The organism is Cloacibacterium sp. DMC96, assembly GCF_056313765.1.
In genome coordinates, this window is the sequence record NZ_JBQUZQ010000001.1 from 766,329 (window position 1) to 784,078 (window position 17,750).

The 17,750-nt window shown below is 34.7% G+C and carries 13 protein-coding genes and 1 tRNA gene; 11 read left to right on the top strand and 3 right to left on the bottom strand.

Annotated elements, in window-relative coordinates:
- Positions 1–168 precede the first annotated feature (168 nt).
- Positions 169–696 carry a GNAT family N-acetyltransferase gene (locus tag ACT53I_RS03405; RefSeq protein WP_409619879.1) on the top strand — a complete coding sequence of 176 codons (528 nt, stop codon included), beginning with the start codon at positions 169–171 and terminating at the stop codon, positions 694–696.
- Here ACT53I_RS03405 and ACT53I_RS03410 read toward each other — a convergent pair whose 3' ends face one another.
- Together ACT53I_RS03410 and serB are read right to left on the bottom strand one after the other, a co-directional pair.
- Positions 697–837 carry a hypothetical protein gene (locus ACT53I_RS03410; RefSeq protein ID WP_164467601.1) on the bottom strand — a complete coding sequence of 47 codons (141 nt, stop codon included), beginning with the start codon at positions 835–837 and terminating at the stop codon, positions 697–699.
- 116 nt (positions 838–953) lie between these two features.
- A complete protein-coding gene (gene serB / locus ACT53I_RS03415) occupies positions 954–2,180 on the bottom strand; it encodes a phosphoserine phosphatase SerB (protein ID WP_476078430.1) in 1,227 nt (408 codons plus the stop codon).
- 227 nt (positions 2,181–2,407) lie between these two features.
- On the opposite strand from serB, the gene amaB reads away from it, so the two are divergent.
- The 9 genes from amaB (at position 2,408) to ACT53I_RS03460 (ending at position 15,442) form a co-directional block, all read left to right on the top strand.
- On the top strand, positions 2,408–3,961 hold the full coding sequence (amaB, locus tag ACT53I_RS03420; protein WP_476078431.1) for an L-piperidine-6-carboxylate dehydrogenase: 1,554 nt from the start codon (positions 2,408–2,410) through the stop codon (positions 3,959–3,961).
- Positions 3,962–4,022: 61 nt separating this feature from the next.
- Positions 4,023–4,640: a hypothetical protein gene (locus ACT53I_RS03425; protein WP_476078432.1), complete on the top strand. Its 618-nt coding sequence runs from the start codon at positions 4,023–4,025 to the stop codon at positions 4,638–4,640.
- Between the two features lie 49 nt (positions 4,641–4,689).
- Complete coding sequence (lat, locus tag ACT53I_RS03430; protein WP_476078433.1) at positions 4,690–6,027, top strand: L-lysine 6-transaminase; 1,338 nt, start codon at positions 4,690–4,692, stop codon at positions 6,025–6,027.
- A 131-nt stretch (positions 6,028–6,158) separates the two neighbouring features.
- Positions 6,159–9,125, top strand: coding sequence for an amidohydrolase family protein (locus ACT53I_RS03435; RefSeq protein WP_476078434.1), 2,967 nt, complete (start codon positions 6,159–6,161; stop codon positions 9,123–9,125).
- Between the two features lie 12 nt (positions 9,126–9,137).
- On the top strand, positions 9,138–10,406 hold the full coding sequence (locus ACT53I_RS03440) for an amidohydrolase family protein (protein WP_476078435.1): 1,269 nt from the start codon (positions 9,138–9,140) through the stop codon (positions 10,404–10,406).
- A 30-nt stretch (positions 10,407–10,436) separates the two neighbouring features.
- The gene (locus ACT53I_RS03445) at positions 10,437–10,670 is read left to right on the top strand and encodes a putative signal transducing protein (RefSeq protein WP_104792545.1); all 234 of its coding nucleotides are present in this window, start codon (positions 10,437–10,439) and stop codon (positions 10,668–10,670) included.
- Between the two features lie 14 nt (positions 10,671–10,684).
- Positions 10,685–10,758 (top strand) — tRNA-Ala (locus ACT53I_RS03450).
- A gap of 101 nt (positions 10,759–10,859) precedes the next feature.
- Positions 10,860–12,713, top strand: a complete 1,854-nt coding sequence (locus ACT53I_RS03455) for a DNA topoisomerase 3 (protein ID WP_476078436.1) — start codon at positions 10,860–10,862, stop codon at positions 12,711–12,713.
- Positions 12,714–13,756: 1,043 nt separating this feature from the next.
- Entirely contained in the window at positions 13,757–15,442 is a 1,686-nt protein-coding gene (locus ACT53I_RS03460) for a DUF262 domain-containing protein (protein ID WP_476078437.1), read from the top strand.
- Between the two features lie 314 nt (positions 15,443–15,756).
- Here the strand turns inward: ACT53I_RS03460 and ACT53I_RS03465 are convergent, their stop codons facing one another.
- Positions 15,757–15,897, bottom strand: coding sequence for a hypothetical protein (locus tag ACT53I_RS03465; protein ID WP_476078438.1), 141 nt, complete (start codon positions 15,895–15,897; stop codon positions 15,757–15,759).
- Between the two features lie 587 nt (positions 15,898–16,484).
- Between ACT53I_RS03465 and ACT53I_RS03470 the strand changes: the two genes are divergently transcribed.
- On the top strand, positions 16,485–17,372 hold the full coding sequence (locus tag ACT53I_RS03470) for a hypothetical protein (protein WP_476078439.1): 888 nt from the start codon (positions 16,485–16,487) through the stop codon (positions 17,370–17,372).
- The last annotated feature ends 378 nt before the right edge of the window (positions 17,373–17,750 follow it).

A 17,750-nucleotide genomic window follows, 5' to 3' on the forward strand; every position in this document is an offset into this window, starting at 1 on the left:
GTGTTTATAGGCTTCGTTTGTATTTTACAAATGGGGCCTTTTTTTTATTATGATTTATCGTTAGGAAGTAATTAATAAAATCTTTTCATCAAGGAAAAGAACAGAAGCTTTAAAAGAAATTTTTTATGCTGGCCTCGTTTTTTTATTACATTTGTTAAAATTAACATCATGGATTTCAGCATACAACCCATTTTAGAAAGTCACAAAGTAAGATTGGTTCCGCTTCAGGAATCAGATTTCGAAAGATTGTATCAAGTCGCTTCAGACCCTTTGGTTTGGGAACAACACCCGAATAAAAACCGTTTCCAAAAAGATATTTTTAGAAATTTTTTTGATGGAGCCATGATTTCCGAAGGCGCTTTTATCATCATCGATAAAGTAAGCAATGAAGTGGCTGGAAGCACCAGATTTTACAGTTATGACGAAGATGAAAACTCTATTTTCATAGGCTATACATTTTATGGTAGGAAATTTTGGGGCGGTCAGTTGAATCCTATTGTTAAAAAAATGATGTTAGACTATATTTTTCAGTACGTAGATTTGGTAAAGTTTCATGTAGGCGCAGAAAATTGGCGTTCCCGAAAAGCCATGGAAAAATTAGGAGCCGAATTCAAAGGAGAAGTTATGGTAGCGTATCACGGAGAACCTACCAAACAAAATGTAGAATATTGGATTAAAAAAGAAAACTGGAAATAATTACATGCAGCCTTTCAAAGCATTGGCTCCCCAAATAATAGCAATCAAAGAAAGCGTTCCTTTGACTGAGAAAAATAAAATCCCGAGCCAACCGTATTTTTTAAGAAGGGTTTTCCATTTTGGAGTCTTTTTTTCTTCCATAAATATATTTTTTAATACTTTAATGAATTGATAATAAAATTGTTTGAAAATAAATTAAAGTGTGCACCTTTTAGGGTTGGGGAAACAAATTTTAATTTATTTTCAAGAGTGATATGTTAAAAATCTTCGTTGATGTGTTTGTCTCTAAATCCTAAAAAGTATAAAACCCCGTCTAAACCTATTGATGAGATAGATTGTCTGGCATTTTCTTTAACCTTTGGTTTGGCATGAAAAGCAATTCCTAATCCTGCAATGTTCAGCATTGGCAAGTCGTTGGCGCCGTCTCCTACAGCAATTACTTGATCCAATTCTATATTTTCTACCTGAGCCAGAAATTTCAAAAGTTCTGCTTTTCTGTTTCCGTCTACAATATCTCCCAAATGTTTTCCAGTAAGCTTTCCATCTTTTATTTCGAGTTCGTTGGCATATAAATAATCTACCCCAAAACGTTTTTTTAGATATTTCCCGAAAAAGGTAAATCCACCAGAAAGAATAGCAATTTTATAACCGCATTTCTTTAAAATATGCATCAGTCGGTCTGCACCATCCATAATCGGAAGATTTTCTGCAATTTCTTGCAATACAGATTCGTCTAAACCTTCCAAAAGAGAAACACGTTTTTTAAAACTTTCGCTGAAATCTATTTCACCACGCATTGCTGCTTCGGTGATGGCTCTTACTTCTTCACCAGCTCCAGCTCTTTCTGCCAATTCATCAATAACTTCTGTTTTGATTAAAGTAGAATCCATGTCAAAACAGATTAATCGTCTGTTTCTGCGGTAAATATTATCTTTTTGAAATGAAATATCAATGTCTAATGCGCCACTTAAAGTCACAAATTTTTCGTGAATCAAATTCACATTTTGAGGAGTTCCACGCACCGAAAACTCTATACAAGACCTGTTTTGACTATCGTCTTCAGAATCCAGTGGAATTCTTCCTGTCAATCTTTTAATGGTATCGATGTTGAGACCTTGCTCTGCAATGACTTTCGTGACAAGAGCCAATTGATTAGCTTCTATTTTTTGACCAAGAACGGTAATTACGTAGCTTTCTTTGCCTTGTCTAGAAACCCATTGATCATAGTCTTCTCTTTCGATGGGCGTAAATTTGGCTTGTACACCAAGTTCGTATGATTTAAAAAGCAAGTCTTTCAAAATATTGCCTTGCATAACAGGGTCTAAACGAAACAAAATGCCTAAAGATAAAGATTGATGAATGTTTGCCTGACCAATATCGAGAATCGTTGCATTGTGTTTACTTAAAATTTCAGTGAGCGATGAGGTTACCCCGGGTTTATCTTCTCCAGTAATACTCATTAATACAATTTCATGTTTGGTCATAGCAATTCTTTGCCCAAAAATACACAATTTCTGCAAAATTCCCTTTCACTAACTTTCATTTTCTTTTCTGAAATTTTTAATATAATAGATATTTTATCTTTCAAATTCTTTTATTGTAAAAAATAAATTTATCTAACGTTTAATTTTGAAAAATATTTAACAAAATGCGATTTTTTTTATTGATTCTTTAAAATTTGATATATTTACCGAAATTCAAATTCAACATAATGTCAAAGAAAAATAAAGATTTCGGGATTGAAAAAGTTTTAAAAAATTTAGGAATTAAAGCAGAGAATAAAGGTACTTCTACCGGAGGAAAATGGTTTGCCACAGGAAAAGTAATCGAAAGTTACTCACCAGTAGATGGAAATTTAATTGCTAAAGTCACCGCTACTTCAAAAAAAGACTACGAAAAAGTAATCGCAGAAGCAGAAAAAGCATTCAAAGAATTCAGACTGATGCCAGCTCCAAAACGTGGAGAAATCGTAAGACAGTTTGGCGATAAACTCAGAAAATATAAAGAAGATTTAGGAAAACTCGTTTCTTATGAAATGGGGAAATCACTACAGGAAGGTTTGGGCGAAGTTCAGGAAATGATAGACATCTGCGATTTTGCAGTAGGTTTATCTCGTCAGTTACATGGTTTAACCATGCATTCAGAACGTCCAGGTCACAGAATGTACGAACAGTATCATCCACTAGGAATTGTAGGAATTATTTCTGCTTTTAATTTTCCAGTAGCAGTTTGGTCTTGGAACACTGCATTAGCTTGGATTTGTGGAGATGTTTGCGTTTGGAAACCTTCAGAAAAAACACCATTGTGCGGTATTGCTTGTCAAAACATCATCACAGAAGTGCTTCAAGAGAATAATCTTCCTTTAGGAATTTCAAATTTAGTCATTGGAGATGCTGAAATTGGAGATTTAATGGCAAAAGACACCAGAGTTCCTCTAGTTTCGGCAACGGGTTCTACCAGAATGGGAAAAATTGTAGCCCAAAATGTTGCAGCGAGATTAGGAAAATCTCTTCTGGAATTAGGAGGTAACAATGCGATTATCGTAACTCCAGATGCAGATATTAAAATGACGGTAATTGGTGCGGTTTTCGGAGCGGTAGGAACAGCAGGTCAGCGTTGTACTTCCACCAGAAGACTTATCATACACGAAAGCATTTATGATAAAGTAAAAGATGCGATTGTAGCAGCTTACGGACAATTAAAAATAGGAAATCCTCTTGATCAGAACAATCACGTAGGTCCACTGATCGATACAGATGCAGTGAAAATGTACGAAGAGGCATTGAAAAAAGTGAAAAAAGAAGGCGGTAAATTGATTGTAGAAGGAGGTGTTTTAAAAGGAAAAGGTTACGAAAGCGGTTGCTATGTAAAACCAGCTATTGCAGAAGCAGAAAACCAATTTGAAATTGTACAGCACGAAACTTTTGCACCGATTTTATACTTGTTAAAATATTCAGGAGACGTAGAAAATGCCATTGAAATTCAAAATGGAGTAGCACAAGGTTTATCTTCTGCGATTATGACCAATAATTTAAGAGAAGCCGAAAAATTCCTTTCTCACGCAGGTTCAGATTGTGGAATTGCCAATGTAAACATCGGAACTTCTGGTGCTGAAATTGGTGGAGCTTTCGGTGGAGAAAAAGAAACAGGAGGCGGTAGAGAATCAGGTTCAGACGCTTGGAAAGTCTATATGAGAAGACAAACCAACACCATCAATTACACCACAAACCTACCTTTAGCACAAGGAATTAAGTTTGATTTGTAGAATGCTAGATGCAGGATGCATGAAGTTTTATCATTTGTCATTCTGAATGAAACGAAGTGAAATGAAGAATCTATTTTTAATATTATCATTTTTTCTATTTTTTTCTTGTGAAAAGAAGAAAGAGGGTAAAGTCAATAATAACGATGTAATTAAAAAAGAAAATTCAGAAATTTTCTACCCAAAAGATTTGATTGAACTTGAACTTAAAGATTCTTTAAACTGGGCCGCTCAATTTAAAGAACTTCAGAAAGCTTTTTTAGAAAAAGATAAAACTCAAATTAAAACTTTTATTAAGAACCCAATAATTTCAGAATCCAATAGTATTTGGCATTTGTTAGAGATTGATGTTACGAAAAATGACAATACTGAAGTTCCATTTACTAATAAGGACTTCGAAAAGTATCATCATTTGATTTTTAGTCCAATTTTTTTGGAATTATTTCAAAAAATAGATTTCAATGAGTTTTACGTCAAAAGCAATTATGAAACAAAATTTATTCAAAAAGGAAAAGAAAGATATAAAATGATTTGTTCTAAAGTAGAAGATCTTTACATTTTGAATTTGTATTCAGAAGCTGAATACGAAGAAGGAATGGGAAATATGGAATTTTCAGTTATCTATGAATTTAAAATAATCAATGAAAAATTGAAATTGATTGATATTCAACTTGCAGGATAAAATCATCACATCATCACATCAACGAATTAACAAATTATCACATTAACATATGAACAAAACAATAGAATTAAGCCACGAAGTTGCAGGCAACAAAGTAAAAGCAACATTAGGAAAACATATTTTAGCAGATGGTTTTGATTTCGTAATGGATTACGAAAAATCTCACGGCTCTTGGATTCATGACCGTTTAACCGGAACAGAATTTCTAGATATGTTTTCTATGTTCGGTTCTGCTTCGGTAGGGTATAATCATCCCTATATTGTAGGAAAATCTCCTTGGTTAGGCAAAATGGCAGTGTACAAACCTACCATGTCTGATGTGTATTTGCAGGAATATGCAGATTTTGTAGAAACCTTCAGCAGAGTAGCGATTCCAGAAGAATTGCCGTATTGTTTCTTTGTAGAAGGAGGTGCTCTTGCAGTAGAAAATGCTTTGAAAACAGCTTTCGATTGGAAAACTAGAAAAAATTGGCTCAAAGGAAGTAAAACAGAAGGTTCTGTAGCGATTCACTTTAAACAGGCTTTCCATGGAAGAAGTGGGTATACACTAAGTTTAACCAACACCAATGATCCAAGAAAATATCAATATTTTCCATTGTTTGATTGGCCAAGAATTATCAATCCGAAATTGCATTTCCCAATCACCGAAGAAAATTTACAGGAAACCATCAAGAATGAACAATTAGCTTTGGTACAGATTGAAGAAGCGATTTTATCCAATCAAGATAAGGCAGCTTGTATCATCATCGAAACCATTCAGGCTGAAGGTGGAGACAACCATTTCCGTGATGAATTTTTAGTGGAATTAAGAAGAATCTGCGACGAAAACGAAATGCTGCTCATCTTTGATGAGGTACAAACAGGAATCGGAATTACAGGTAAAATGTGGGCGTTCCAAAATTACAGCGTAGTTCCAGACGTGATTTCTTTCGGGAAAAAAGCACAAGTTTGTGGTATTTTGGCAAGCAAAGCCAAGCTAGATGAAGTAGAACACCACGTTTTTGCTGAAAGTTCTAGAATCAACTCTACTTTCGGAGGAAATTTCATTGATATGCTAAGATTCCAATTGGTTTTAGAAATTATTGAAAAAGAAAATCTTTTAGAAAATGTTCAGAAACAAGGCGAATTTTTATTGGAAGGTTTACAAAAACTTCAAGCGAAGTTCCCACACCTAATTTCTAATGCAAGAGGAAGAGGATTAATGTGTGCTTTTGATTTACCAGACGGAAAAGCAAGAGCCGATTTCCAAGAAAGACTCTTCGAAGAAAACGTAATTGTACTCATCTGTGGCGAAAAATCGATTAGATTCCGTCCACACCTAAATGTAACTCAAGAAGACTTGCAATTTGCTTTGGATAAAATAGAGAAAATAGCTTCCAACTACTAAAACTTTTAACATTTACTATATTTCTCACAATCGTTCAATTTTTAAAAATTGGGCGATTTTTTTTGACCTCTTTTCATTTCAAAAAATATTCCTATTTTTAAAAAATCTAAAAATAGTTCATTATTATTGATATGAAGAAAGTATTGAGTCTCTTTTCTTGCATTCTTTTCAGTTGGATGCAAGCGCAATTAGGGTATTGGCAAAATGATACCACTACCAAAGATCAAAGCATTTATGCAATTAAAAACATTACCTTGTATCAGGATTACAAAACAGTGATTACAGATGCAGTTTTGGTCATTCAGAATGGGAAAGTGTTAGAATCGGGTAAAGTAGCAATCCCGAAAAATGCAGTGGTGATTGATGGGAAAGGAAAGTTTGTCTATCCTTCATTTATTGATTTGTATACCAATATTGGCGTAGAAAAAACTGAGGCAAAACAAGCAGATTCTAGAAGTATATATTTGCCTAATACCGCTTCTGCAGCGGCGTATAATGATGCTGTAAAAGCCTATTCTAGAGCAGTTGATCAACTCACCAATCAAGGAAAAGACTACGAAGAATACTTAAATCAAGGTTTCGGAACGGTGTTAAGTTTCAACCAAGATGGAATCGTGAGAGGTTCTGCGGTGCTCTACAATTTAGGAAACGGAAAACCTGCAGAAAAAATCATTAAAGAAGATGCTGCACTCATGCTTTCTTTTGACAAAGGCAGTTCTAGACAGTCTTATCCTACTTCTTTGGCAGGTTCTATTGCCTTGTTGAGACAGTTTTATTTAGATGCAGACTGGTATGAAAAAGGAGGAAGTGCAGTAGAGAAAAATCTAAATTTAGAAGCTTTTAATCAATATAAAAAATTACCAACCATCATAGAAACTTCTGAAAAATGGGATGTTTTAAGAGCGGATAAAATTGGGGACGAAGCCTTACAACAATTCGTTTTTATGGGTTCTGGAAATGAATACCAAAGAGCCAAAGAAATGAAATCTACAGGCGGTTTCTTCTTATTGCCATTAGAATATCCGAAACCGTATCAGATTAATGATGCTTTAGATGTAGAAAATGCCAATGTTGCTGAATTAAAGCATTGGGAATTAGCGCCTTATAATGCAATGTTTCTTCAAAAAGAAAATGTAGACTTTGCCTTCACGATGAACAAGTTGAAAGACAAATCTTCATTCTTAGGAAAAATAAGAGAACTCTATAAAAATGGTTTGTCTAAAGAAGCAATTCTGAAATCTTTGACCGAAAACCCTGCAAAAATTGTAAAATCTGAAGCAAATTTGGGGAATTTAAGAAAGGGAAGTTACGCCAATTTCTTACTATTTACAGAGGATTTGTTTAGCAAAGATGCCGTTTTACAGGAAAATTGGGTGGCAGGTAAAAATTTCGTGGTAAATAAATTGTTAGACCAAGACATTAGAGGGGTTTATCAACTCACCATCAATAATCAGAACTATGATTTAAAAATTGCAGGCTCTCTTCTGAAGCCTGAAGCTAAAGTAAGTCAGGAGAAAAAAGACGGAAAAGTAAAATTAAACGTGAGCGACTATAAAATGGCTCTGGAACTGGTTTTACCGAAAGATTCTGTACAGAATTACAGAATTCTTTATCCAGTAGCAGACTATAAAAATACCAATGGTTCTGCCCTGAACAAACAAGGAAACAAAGTGCCTTACAGCATTACTTTTGTAAAAAATAATGAAACCGAAACCAAAAAAGAAGAAGAAACACCAAAAGAAATCGGTAAAATTTGGTATCCTTTTGCAGCTTTTGGAAGCGAAAATGTGCCGACTCAAAAAGACTATATCATTAGAAATGCTACGGTTTGGACCAATACCTCAAAAGGAATTGTAAAAAATTATGATGTCAAAATTTCTAAAGGAAAAATCGTAGAAGTAGGCACTCAATTAAGCAAAGGAAACGCTGAAGAAATTGACGGAACCAACTTACACTTAACCAACGGAATTATAGATGAACACACGCATATCGGACTTTCCAGAGGCGTAAATGAAGCGGGAAGCAATTCTTCTGCAGAGGTGAGAATGAGCGATGTCATCAATCCTGATGATGTGAATTTCTACAGACAAATTGTAGGAGGTGTTACCACTGCACAACAATTACACGGTTCTGCGAATCCGATTGGCGGACAGTCTTCCATTGTGAAATTTGCTTGGGGAGAAAATGCCGAAAACATGAAGTTCCCGAATGCACCTCAGTTCATCAAATTTGCTTTGGGCGAAAACGTAAAACAATCGAATTGGGGCAATAACCCTAATCGTTTTCCTCAGTCGAGAGGTGGAGTAGAACAGGTATTTGATTTTTGGTTCACCAGAGCTTTAGAATACGAAAAAGAAAAGCAAACCAATAAAAATTACCGAAAAGATTTAAGACTGGAAACGCATTTAGAAATTTTAAAATCTAAACGCTACATCACGTGTCACTCTTATGTGCAAAGTGAAATCAACATGTTTATGAAAATTGCAGAGAAATTTAATTTCAAAGTAAACACGTTCACGCACATTTTAGAAGGCTACAAAGTGGCAGACAAGATGAAAATTCACGGAGCAAACGCTTCTACATTCTCAGATTGGTGGGGTTATAAAGAAGAAGTGAGAGAAGCCATTCCTTACAATGCTGCGATTTTATTAAAATCTGGAGTCAATACCGCCATCAATTCAGATGATGCAGAAATGGCAAGAAGACTCAATCAGGAAGCTGGTAAATTGGTAAAATACGGAAACATTTCTCAAGAAGAAGCTTGGAAAACTGTAACGCTGAACCCTGCCAAAATGCTGAAACTAGACCATAAATTAGGAATGATAGAAGTAGGTAAAGATGCTGATTTGGTATTGTGGACAGACAATCCATTGAGTATTTATGCCACAGTAAACAAAACTTTTGTAGACGGAAAACTCATTTTTGATGCTCAAAAACAAGCCGAAAAAGATGAAATGGTGAAGAACGAGAAAAACAGAATTATTCAAAAAATGCTCTTCTCTGATGATGCCAAAAAAGGAAATACCCAATCGGTAAAAACAGAGCAAAAGAAATTGTACCACTGTGATACGTTAGAAGAAGATTTTCATCAACACTAAAAATTAAATTTCATGAAAAAAATATTTTTCACTTTATATATTTTGGTTTCGGCTATGGTTTTGGCACAAAGACCGAATCCTGCACCTTCACAAAAAAAACCAATTGCGATTACCAATGCCACGATTCACACCGCTACAGGAACGGTTTTAAATAATGCTTCCCTAGTTTTTGAAAACGGAAAAATTACCCAGATTAATGGAAGCATTCCGAGTAATGCAGAAGTCATCAATGTCCAAAATAAACATGTTTATCCGGGTTTTATTTTGGTGAACAATACATTAGGATTGGTGGAAATTTCAGCAACCAATGCCACGGTAGATTACAGAGAAGCCAATGATATTTCGCCAGAAGTGCGTTCGCTCATCTCTTTCAATACAGACTCTCATGTCATTCCAGTGATTAGAAGTAATGGTGTTTTATTGACTCAGCCAGTTCTGAAACATGGGACATTGTCTTGCACCTCTTCCATCATGCAATTAGACGCTTGGAACTGGGAAGATGCAGTGGTAGCTACGGATAATGTTTTGCATCTTTCTTGGCCTGAAATTTTTAGAATAGACGACGAAAAAAGAAACAAAGAATTCCAGACCAGAAGAACCGAAAAAATTAAAGAACTCACTTCTCTGTTTCAGAGAGCACAGCAATATGACAATCAGCAAGTGAAAGATTATAAACTGAATGCTATAAAACCAGTATTTGAAAATAGAAAGCTGTTTGTAGAAGTAGCAGGAGCTAATGAAACGCTAGAAGTCATCGCTTGGGCGAATAAATTAAATCTTAAAAATGTAGTGCTCATCGGCGAAAGCAATTTGGTAGGAGTTTTAGATGATATTAAAAAGAGCAATTTTCCACTCATTATCAAGCGAGTTCACAGTTTGCCGGTAAACAGTTCAGATTCTCCTAGATTGCCTTACGAATTTGCTAAATTGGTTCAAGATAAAGGTATTCTCTACGGGTTAGATTACAGTGGAGATATGGAATATCAGAATTCTAGAAATCTTCCGTTTTTGGCTGGAACTACCGTTGCGTATGGGGTAGAAAAAGAAAAAGCCTTACAAAGCATTACCATTAACCTTGCCAAAATGCTGGGAATTGATAAAAACTACGGAACTTTAGAAGTAGGAAAAAGCGCTACACTCTTCATTTCTGAGGGCGATGCACTAGACCAATTGACCAATAATGTGACAGAAGCCTTCATAGAGGGCAGAAAAATTAATCTAGACAATCAGCAGAAAGAACTTTACAAAACATATCAAGAGAAGTATCGATTAAATCAGTAATTTTTATAAATTTGTGTTAAAATTAGAAATATGGGAGCAGAATTACCAAGAGTTTCGGTATTTGAAGCAGATGAAATGGTTCAAATACAAATCGTGAAAAAGAAATTAGAAGATGCAGGAATCGCTTGTTCAGTAAGCAATAAATACCTTAATAATTTGCTTTCTACACCTACCGCTACCGCTTTAAAACTAGAGGTGAACATCCATGACGAGCAAAAAGCTTTTGAAATAATAGACCATTATTTGGCAGAAAAAGAAAACTAAGTTTTCTTTTTTATGGGGAATTAGCTCATCTGGCTAGAGCGTTAGACTGGCAGTCTAAAGGTGGTGGGTTCGAGTCCCATATTCTCCACAATAGCTAAGGTTCTCATATTTTTGAGAATCTTTTTTATTGAAAATCATTTATCTTTTCAATAAAAAAATGCAATTTTGCAGCCCTTTTAGAATTCAATCATGAAACTTTGTATTGCAGAAAAACCAAGTGTAGCAAGAGATATCGCTAAAGTTTTGGGAGCTAACACTCCTAAAAGTGGCTATATGGAAGGCAATGGTTACTGCGTAACGTGGACTTTCGGACATCTTTGTACCTTGAAAGAACCTCACGATTACGCTCCCGAATACAAAGCGTGGAATCTCTTCTTACTACCCATAATTCCTAAAAATTTCGGAATTAAATTAATCAACAATACCGGAGTAGAAAGACAGTTCAAGGTTATAGAATCTTTGGTCAAAGAATGTGAGGAGGTCATCAATTGTGGGGATGCTGGTCAAGAAGGAGAACTCATTCAGCGATGGGTTTTACAAAAAGCCAAATGTGATAAACCTGTAAAAAGACTCTGGATTTCTTCTTTGACGGAAGATGCCATAAAAGAAGGTTTTGAAAAATTAAAATCTGCCGAAGATTACAAAAATCTCTACTTAGCAGGAAACGCCAGAGCAATAGGAGATTGGCTTCTAGGAATTAATGCTACTCGTTTATTCACCAAAAAATTTGGCGGAAACAAAGCCGTTTTATCCATTGGGAGAGTCCAAACACCTACTTTGGCAATGCTCGTGAAACGCCAAAAAGAAATAGACGCATTCGTGCAAAAAGACTATTGGGAACTCAAAACCAAATATAGAGAAGTAATTTTTACAGCGGCAATTGACCGTTTACAATCGGCAGAAAGAGCAGAAAAAGGCTTAGAATACCTGAAGCAAAATCTTTTTGAAATTATAGCTTTTGAAATTAAAGAAGGAAAAGAAAAAAATCCACGATTGTTTGACTTAACGGGACTTCAGGTAGAAGCCAATAAAAAATACGGATTTTCAGCAGAAAGCACACTGAATTATATCCAAAGCCTCTACGAAAAAAAACACACCACTTATCCTAGAGTAGATACCACCTACCTTTCGGAGAATTTGTATCCTAAAATTTCGGGAATTCTCAGAAGCATGAATTTTTATTCAGACTTAACGGCTCCTCTTTTAGAAGCGCCAATCCCAATGTCAAAAGCCGTTTTTGATGATGCCAAAGTCACAGACCATCATGCGATTATTCCAACGGAAATTCCGCCAACTTCCAATTTGACCAGAGAAGAAAAATTAGTCTATGATTTGGTAGCAAAGCGTTTTATAGCGATTTTTTATCCAGAATGTAAAATTTCCAATACTTTGGTAGAAGGTCAGGTAGGAACCATCAATTTCAAAGCATCGGGAAAACAAATTCTCGAGCCAGGTTGGCGTTTAGTCTATGCCAAAGACCAAAAAGAAACGGCTGAAAAAGAAGAAAAAAACGAAGAACAATTGATTCCCGAATTTACAGTGGGCGAAAAAGGAGAGCATGAACCTTTTGTGCATCAGGGAAGAACTTCTCCGCCAAAACCATACACAGAAGCTACATTGCTGAGAGCCATGGAAACCGCAGGAAGACAGGTGGAAGACGAAGAATTGCGTGAACTTTTGAAAAACAACGGCATCGGTAGACCTTCTACCAGAGCAAACATCATAGAAACACTTTTTAAAAGAAAATACATCGAAAAGAAAAGGAAAAATCTTTTCGCGACTCAAACGGGTATTGATTTAATTGATACCATAGAAGATGAATTGTTAAAAAGTGCCGAACTAACAGGAGAGTGGGAGCAAAAACTCAGGAAAATTGAAAAAGGCGAATACGAAGCACAAAAATTCAAAGAAGAACTCATAGAAATGGTAACCCAACTCACCAAAAAAGTCATCGACAGCAAAGGAAAAGTCATCTCTTTTCAAGAAGAAAAATCCACCAAAACCAAAACCAAAAAGAAAAAAGACACCAATTCCGGTGACTGAGAATAATAGTCGAAGCCCGGTATCTGAGCCTGTCGAAGCCTGGTATCTGAGCTTATCAAAGCCCGGTGGCTGAGCCTGTCGAAGCCACTTTGTCATTCCGTAGGAATCTCAAATTATAGAAGGTTTCCAGAATATCTCCGATGTTCCTCCGTGCGCTCAAAAACACAATTATTTCACCAATTCTCCGTGAACTTTGTGATAGAAATACTCGCACCTCGTAACTCGTATCTCGTATCTCATCCCACATCAATTTCCCCACCGCTACAATGGGAATGAATTTCGCCAACTTTGCTCCCTTAAAAACATAAATAAGATAAAAAAAATCTTTGCGTTTTAAAAAACTTTTCAAAATTCGTAGCTAACGCACGAACCCGATGTTTCAGATTTCTAATACGTGACTTAAAAACTCCTTCCTTCATTTCAAATTCTCCCATTTTACTTTTCTCGGTAATTTAGCCTACCGAAACCAATTTATAAGATTTACGGTTTTCCGTAATTTTTCTCCTAAGAACTTTTATAAATTTGTTTAGAAGCTCCCAAGCAGAAATGCATAATAATTTACAATCTAATTTTTGAAATAATAGAAAGAGAACAAGAAAAAAACAACTGATTGTTCTTTATAGATCTGGAGTTGTAAAATTTTAATATTTTTTTTCAAAGTCATGTTTTGACGCTTCTTCATTAGAAATTTGTATAACAAAAAACGGGTAAGCTGAAAACCGAATAGAGTAAGCAGAGTTAAAAAACTAAAATCAATATGGCTAATTTTTATTGCAAATGGTGTGGTCACAAATCATCAAGCGTGTCTAGTCTTACAGCAGGTTCTTGCTCAAAAAATCCTAATGGTAAAAAACACGAATTGTATGAAGGTACTGAAAAGTCACAATACACTTGTAAATGTTGTGGGCACAAGTCTTCCAGTATGTCAAGTTTAACTGCGGGATCTTGCTCAAAAAGTCCTACAAAAAAACACCAACCCGCACTTTAAATTTATTTAACAAAAAAGAACTTTTTTAAAGGATTAATCTAAATAAAATAATTAAATGGAAGCATCTACAACTATTAAACAAATGTTGGCAGGCAACAAAATTTTTGTACCAACTTATCAAAGAGCATATTCTTGGGATACAGAACTCGAAAAAACAAAATCTCCAAAACAGACCAATGTGTTTTTATCTGATTTGGAAGATTATAATAAAAGTTCTACAAAATCAAAATACTATTTTGGACATTTTCTATTTGAAGAAAAAGACGAGAAAAAGTTTGGAATAATTGACGGTCAACAGCGAATGACAACAACCGTCATTTTCCTTTCTGCATTGTTCAGTAGACTAAAACAAATCCGACCGTTAAACGAAACCGAACAAGAAACTTTTGAAGACATTATCAAAAGAAACTCAACTTATCGTTTTGAAACGGTTGATTATGACGACAGATTTTTCAAAGATTGCGTAATAGACCAAAATAAAAAAGACAGAAATGGAATAAAAACAGTTTCCGCAAAACGCATTGCAATTGCGTTTGACTTTTTTACTATGCAACTTGCCGACAAAGACGAAACGTATTTATTGAAAATGTTGGATACGGTTCAAAACGCATCTTGTACAACGCACCCAGTAAAAGACGCTTCTGAAGCAATTCAAATGTTTATTTTCCAAAACAACAGAGGTAAAAAGCCCTCTAATTTGGAAATTATAAAAGCTCAATTTATGTTCAATGTACATCTTTATGGTGGAGAAGAAAAAGAAAGCTTAATAAAAGAAATCAAAGACAGATTTGAAGAAATTTACAAATCAATTTCATCAATCGAATACAGAATTAACGAAGATGATGTTTTGGTTTACACGCTTCGTGTTCATTTCAATTCGCTATGGGAAACAAACGCAATCGACAGAATAAATAAGTTGTTATCGGAAACAAATCAAATTCCTTTTATCAAATCTTTTACACAATCACTTGCTATGAGTTTTGAGCATTTAACAACGTTTTTCAGTATAGATGAAAGAGAAAATTTAGAAATTCATTCGCTCGTAACACTTGGCGGAATTGGTATTGCAATGCCTTTTATTATCAAAGCATATAAATTTGGTTTACCTATTAATCAAATCAATTTGCTTTGTAGCAAGTTGGAAACGATGGTTTTAAGACACAGGCTAATCGGTACAAGAGCAGAAATTACATCACGATTAAATGACGTTTACCAAAAATTTACCTCTGAAAATCCTGACATCACACCAATAAATATTAGAATTGATTGGATGAAAACTACACAAGATTGGTGGTGGTCATATTGGGGAAACAAAGAATTTGAGCGTTCAATTCAAGGAGGAATAAATCATACAACTGCAAAATATTTACTTTGGAAATACGAAAATCATTTGGAAGGACAAGGTAAAAATGGTTATTCTCCAACTCGATTTGACAAAATTGAAAAACCAGAATTGGAACATATTGCACCGCAAACTGAAAATCCAGAAACAGGTTATGATAGTTATGACGATGAATTTGTAAATCAATACATCAATTGTTTAGGAAATTATTTGTTGCTATCTAAATCACATAATTGTTCAGTTGGCAACAAACCATTTGCTGACAAACGAAATAGTTACAACCATTTGCAACAACAACGAGAAATACAAAAAATGACGGCTGAAAGTGCTGCTTGGACCAAAGAATTAATACAGCAACGTAAGGATAAGATCATTAAATTTGTAATTGATAATTTTTAATCCTAACCCCGCTTTACGAAGTTTGCAACTTCGAAGCAGATAAATAAAAGAAAACGCTAACTATAAGAGGTTAGCGTTTTTTAAGTAGCAAAGGGTTTTACAAAAATCCTTCGTTTTTTAAAATTTCTGTAATACCCGATGGCGCGGATTTCTTATCCGTGACTACAAACCGAAACTCTGTCATTCTGAACCAAGCGCAGCTTAGTGAAGAATCTCTTTATAATAGAATAGGTTCTTTTCTACATACATAAACTGAAAAACCTGTGCACTTCCCAGAACATCTCCGATGTTCCTCAGTGCGCTCAAAAACACAATCATTTCACCCCATCTCCGTGAACTTTGTGATAGAAATACTCGCACCTCGTAACTGGCATCTCGTATCTCATCCCGATGGCGCGGATTTCTAATCCGTGACTACAAACCAGAACTCTGTCATTCTGAAGGAAGCGTAGCAAAGTGAAGAATCTCTTTATAATAGAATAGGTTCTTTTCTACATACATAAACTGAAAAACCTGTGCCCTTCCCAGAACATTTCCGATGTTCCTCAGTGCGCTCAAAAACACAATCATTTCACCCCATCTCCGTGAACTTTGTGATAGAAATACTCGCACCTCGTAACTAGCATCTCGTATCTCATCCCGATGGCGCGGATTTTTAATCCGTGACTACAAACCGAAACTCTGTCATTCTGAACGAAGCGTAGCAAAGTGAAGAATCTCTTCGGAAATGAAAATATTTCAACATCACGATTTCACATCTTCACATCTTCACATCTTTACGACTTCTCATTCTCGCAACCTTGTGACGCGATTTTCTAATCCGTGACTACAAACCGAAACTCTGTCATTCTGAACGAAGCGTAGCAAAGTGAAGAATCTCTTCATAAAGAATAATATTTCAACTTCACATCTTCACATCTTCACGACTTTACAATTTTACAATTTCTCCCGATGGCGTAGATTTCTAATCCGTGACTTTCCAATCATATCATTTATTTTAATTAAATTTGTTAGAAACTAAATAACCCAAGCACTTCTAAATGTGAAATCATATTTCAATTATTTTCTAATTCTAATACATCTTTCTTTAATCATTATTTCTTGTAATACAAGGGAGAAAAATTACATTACTTATTATAATAAAGTAAATGAGATTGATAGCATCTACAGAATTGCTCAAAGACCTAAATTAGCAATAAAAAAATTCAGAAAATTATTTACGGAGTTTCAACCTAAAAATCAAGAGAGAATAGAAGAATTTGAAAATTATATTTATTTGAGTGATAAGTATCAAGAAAATTTCGGGGGTAAAAAAAATCTGTACAAGTTTATTACTTTAATTGCACCTTATATGAACGCTTATCAAGAGCATTTACCCTTATTTAAAAAATATGGAATAGACAGTTTAGAAGCAGCCAATAAAACAGATTTATGGCTGAGGTCAAGAGAAAAAGTATTAATGGATTCTATTACAACTCTTTTTATACGTGATCAAGAAAGAAAACGTTTAGATGTAAATATAAGTGCTAGAAATGATTTTAAAAATGCGAACCTTATGAAGTGGATATTTGATAATTATGGATATCCTTCTTTACAAAAAGTGGGTGTTTTTGGGAATGATGATGTCTTTTTACCAATGAGTACCTTTTTTAGTCACATGTCGGCATCGCAAGATTATCCTTATTTTGAAAAAAAATTAAAGAGATATTTAGAAATGGGGGATTGTACTCCACGTGAATATTCAACGATGGTAGACCGTTATCATTTACAAGTTTTAAAAGACAAAATGCTCTATGGTTCTTATATTGGAGTTGATGGAATTTTTGATACTGTTCAAGTAAATAGAAACCGTAAGAGTATAGGTCTACCATCATTAAAGCACAACAATATAATTACAAAAGACTTTTTAAAAAAGTTAAATAAAAATTAACCACGATCGCGCGGATTTTTAATCCGTGACATCGGGGCAACTTAAATCGAGTTAAATATACCAGCAAAATGGCTAGAAAAATCAGAATAAATAAGCATCGATAGTATGGATTTTTAATCCGTGACCTTTCAAATATCTCTCCAAAGCCCAAAGTTTTGAAGGTTCTCTTTTCCAAATTTTTCACTTTCTTTAGGTTGGACTGGGGGACTTGTTAAATCCGATTCCTAAATTTATATATCTTGTATTTCCTAAAAAATAATTCTTTAGTGTTTCCAAAACTAAAGACTGATTCTTCTCATTTGTAAGGAATCTCTTCACGTCTTTTGATTAGTAATGAATTAGTTTTATTATATTTGTTTAAAGCTAATATTCTAATGA

Coding starts and splice junctions, on each gene's coding strand:
- serB (WP_476078430.1), bottom strand. CDS start 2,180: ATGACCAAACATGAAATTGTATTAATGAGTATTACTGGAGAAGATAAA.
- ACT53I_RS03460 (WP_476078437.1), top strand. CDS start 13,757: ATGGAAGCATCTACAACTATTAAACAAATGTTGGCAGGCAACAAAATT.
- ACT53I_RS03455 (WP_476078436.1), top strand. CDS start 10,860: ATGAAACTTTGTATTGCAGAAAAACCAAGTGTAGCAAGAGATATCGCT.
- ACT53I_RS03410 (WP_164467601.1), bottom strand. CDS start 837: ATGGAAGAAAAAAAGACTCCAAAATGGAAAACCCTTCTTAAAAAATAC.
- ACT53I_RS03435 (WP_476078434.1), top strand. CDS start 6,159: ATGAAGAAAGTATTGAGTCTCTTTTCTTGCATTCTTTTCAGTTGGATG.
- amaB (WP_476078431.1), top strand. CDS start 2,408: ATGTCAAAGAAAAATAAAGATTTCGGGATTGAAAAAGTTTTAAAAAAT.
- ACT53I_RS03405 (WP_409619879.1), top strand. CDS start 169: ATGGATTTCAGCATACAACCCATTTTAGAAAGTCACAAAGTAAGATTG.
- ACT53I_RS03440 (WP_476078435.1), top strand. CDS start 9,138: ATGAAAAAAATATTTTTCACTTTATATATTTTGGTTTCGGCTATGGTT.
- ACT53I_RS03425 (WP_476078432.1), top strand. CDS start 4,023: ATGAAGAATCTATTTTTAATATTATCATTTTTTCTATTTTTTTCTTGT.
- lat (WP_476078433.1), top strand. CDS start 4,690: ATGAACAAAACAATAGAATTAAGCCACGAAGTTGCAGGCAACAAAGTA.
- ACT53I_RS03445 (WP_104792545.1), top strand. CDS start 10,437: ATGGGAGCAGAATTACCAAGAGTTTCGGTATTTGAAGCAGATGAAATG.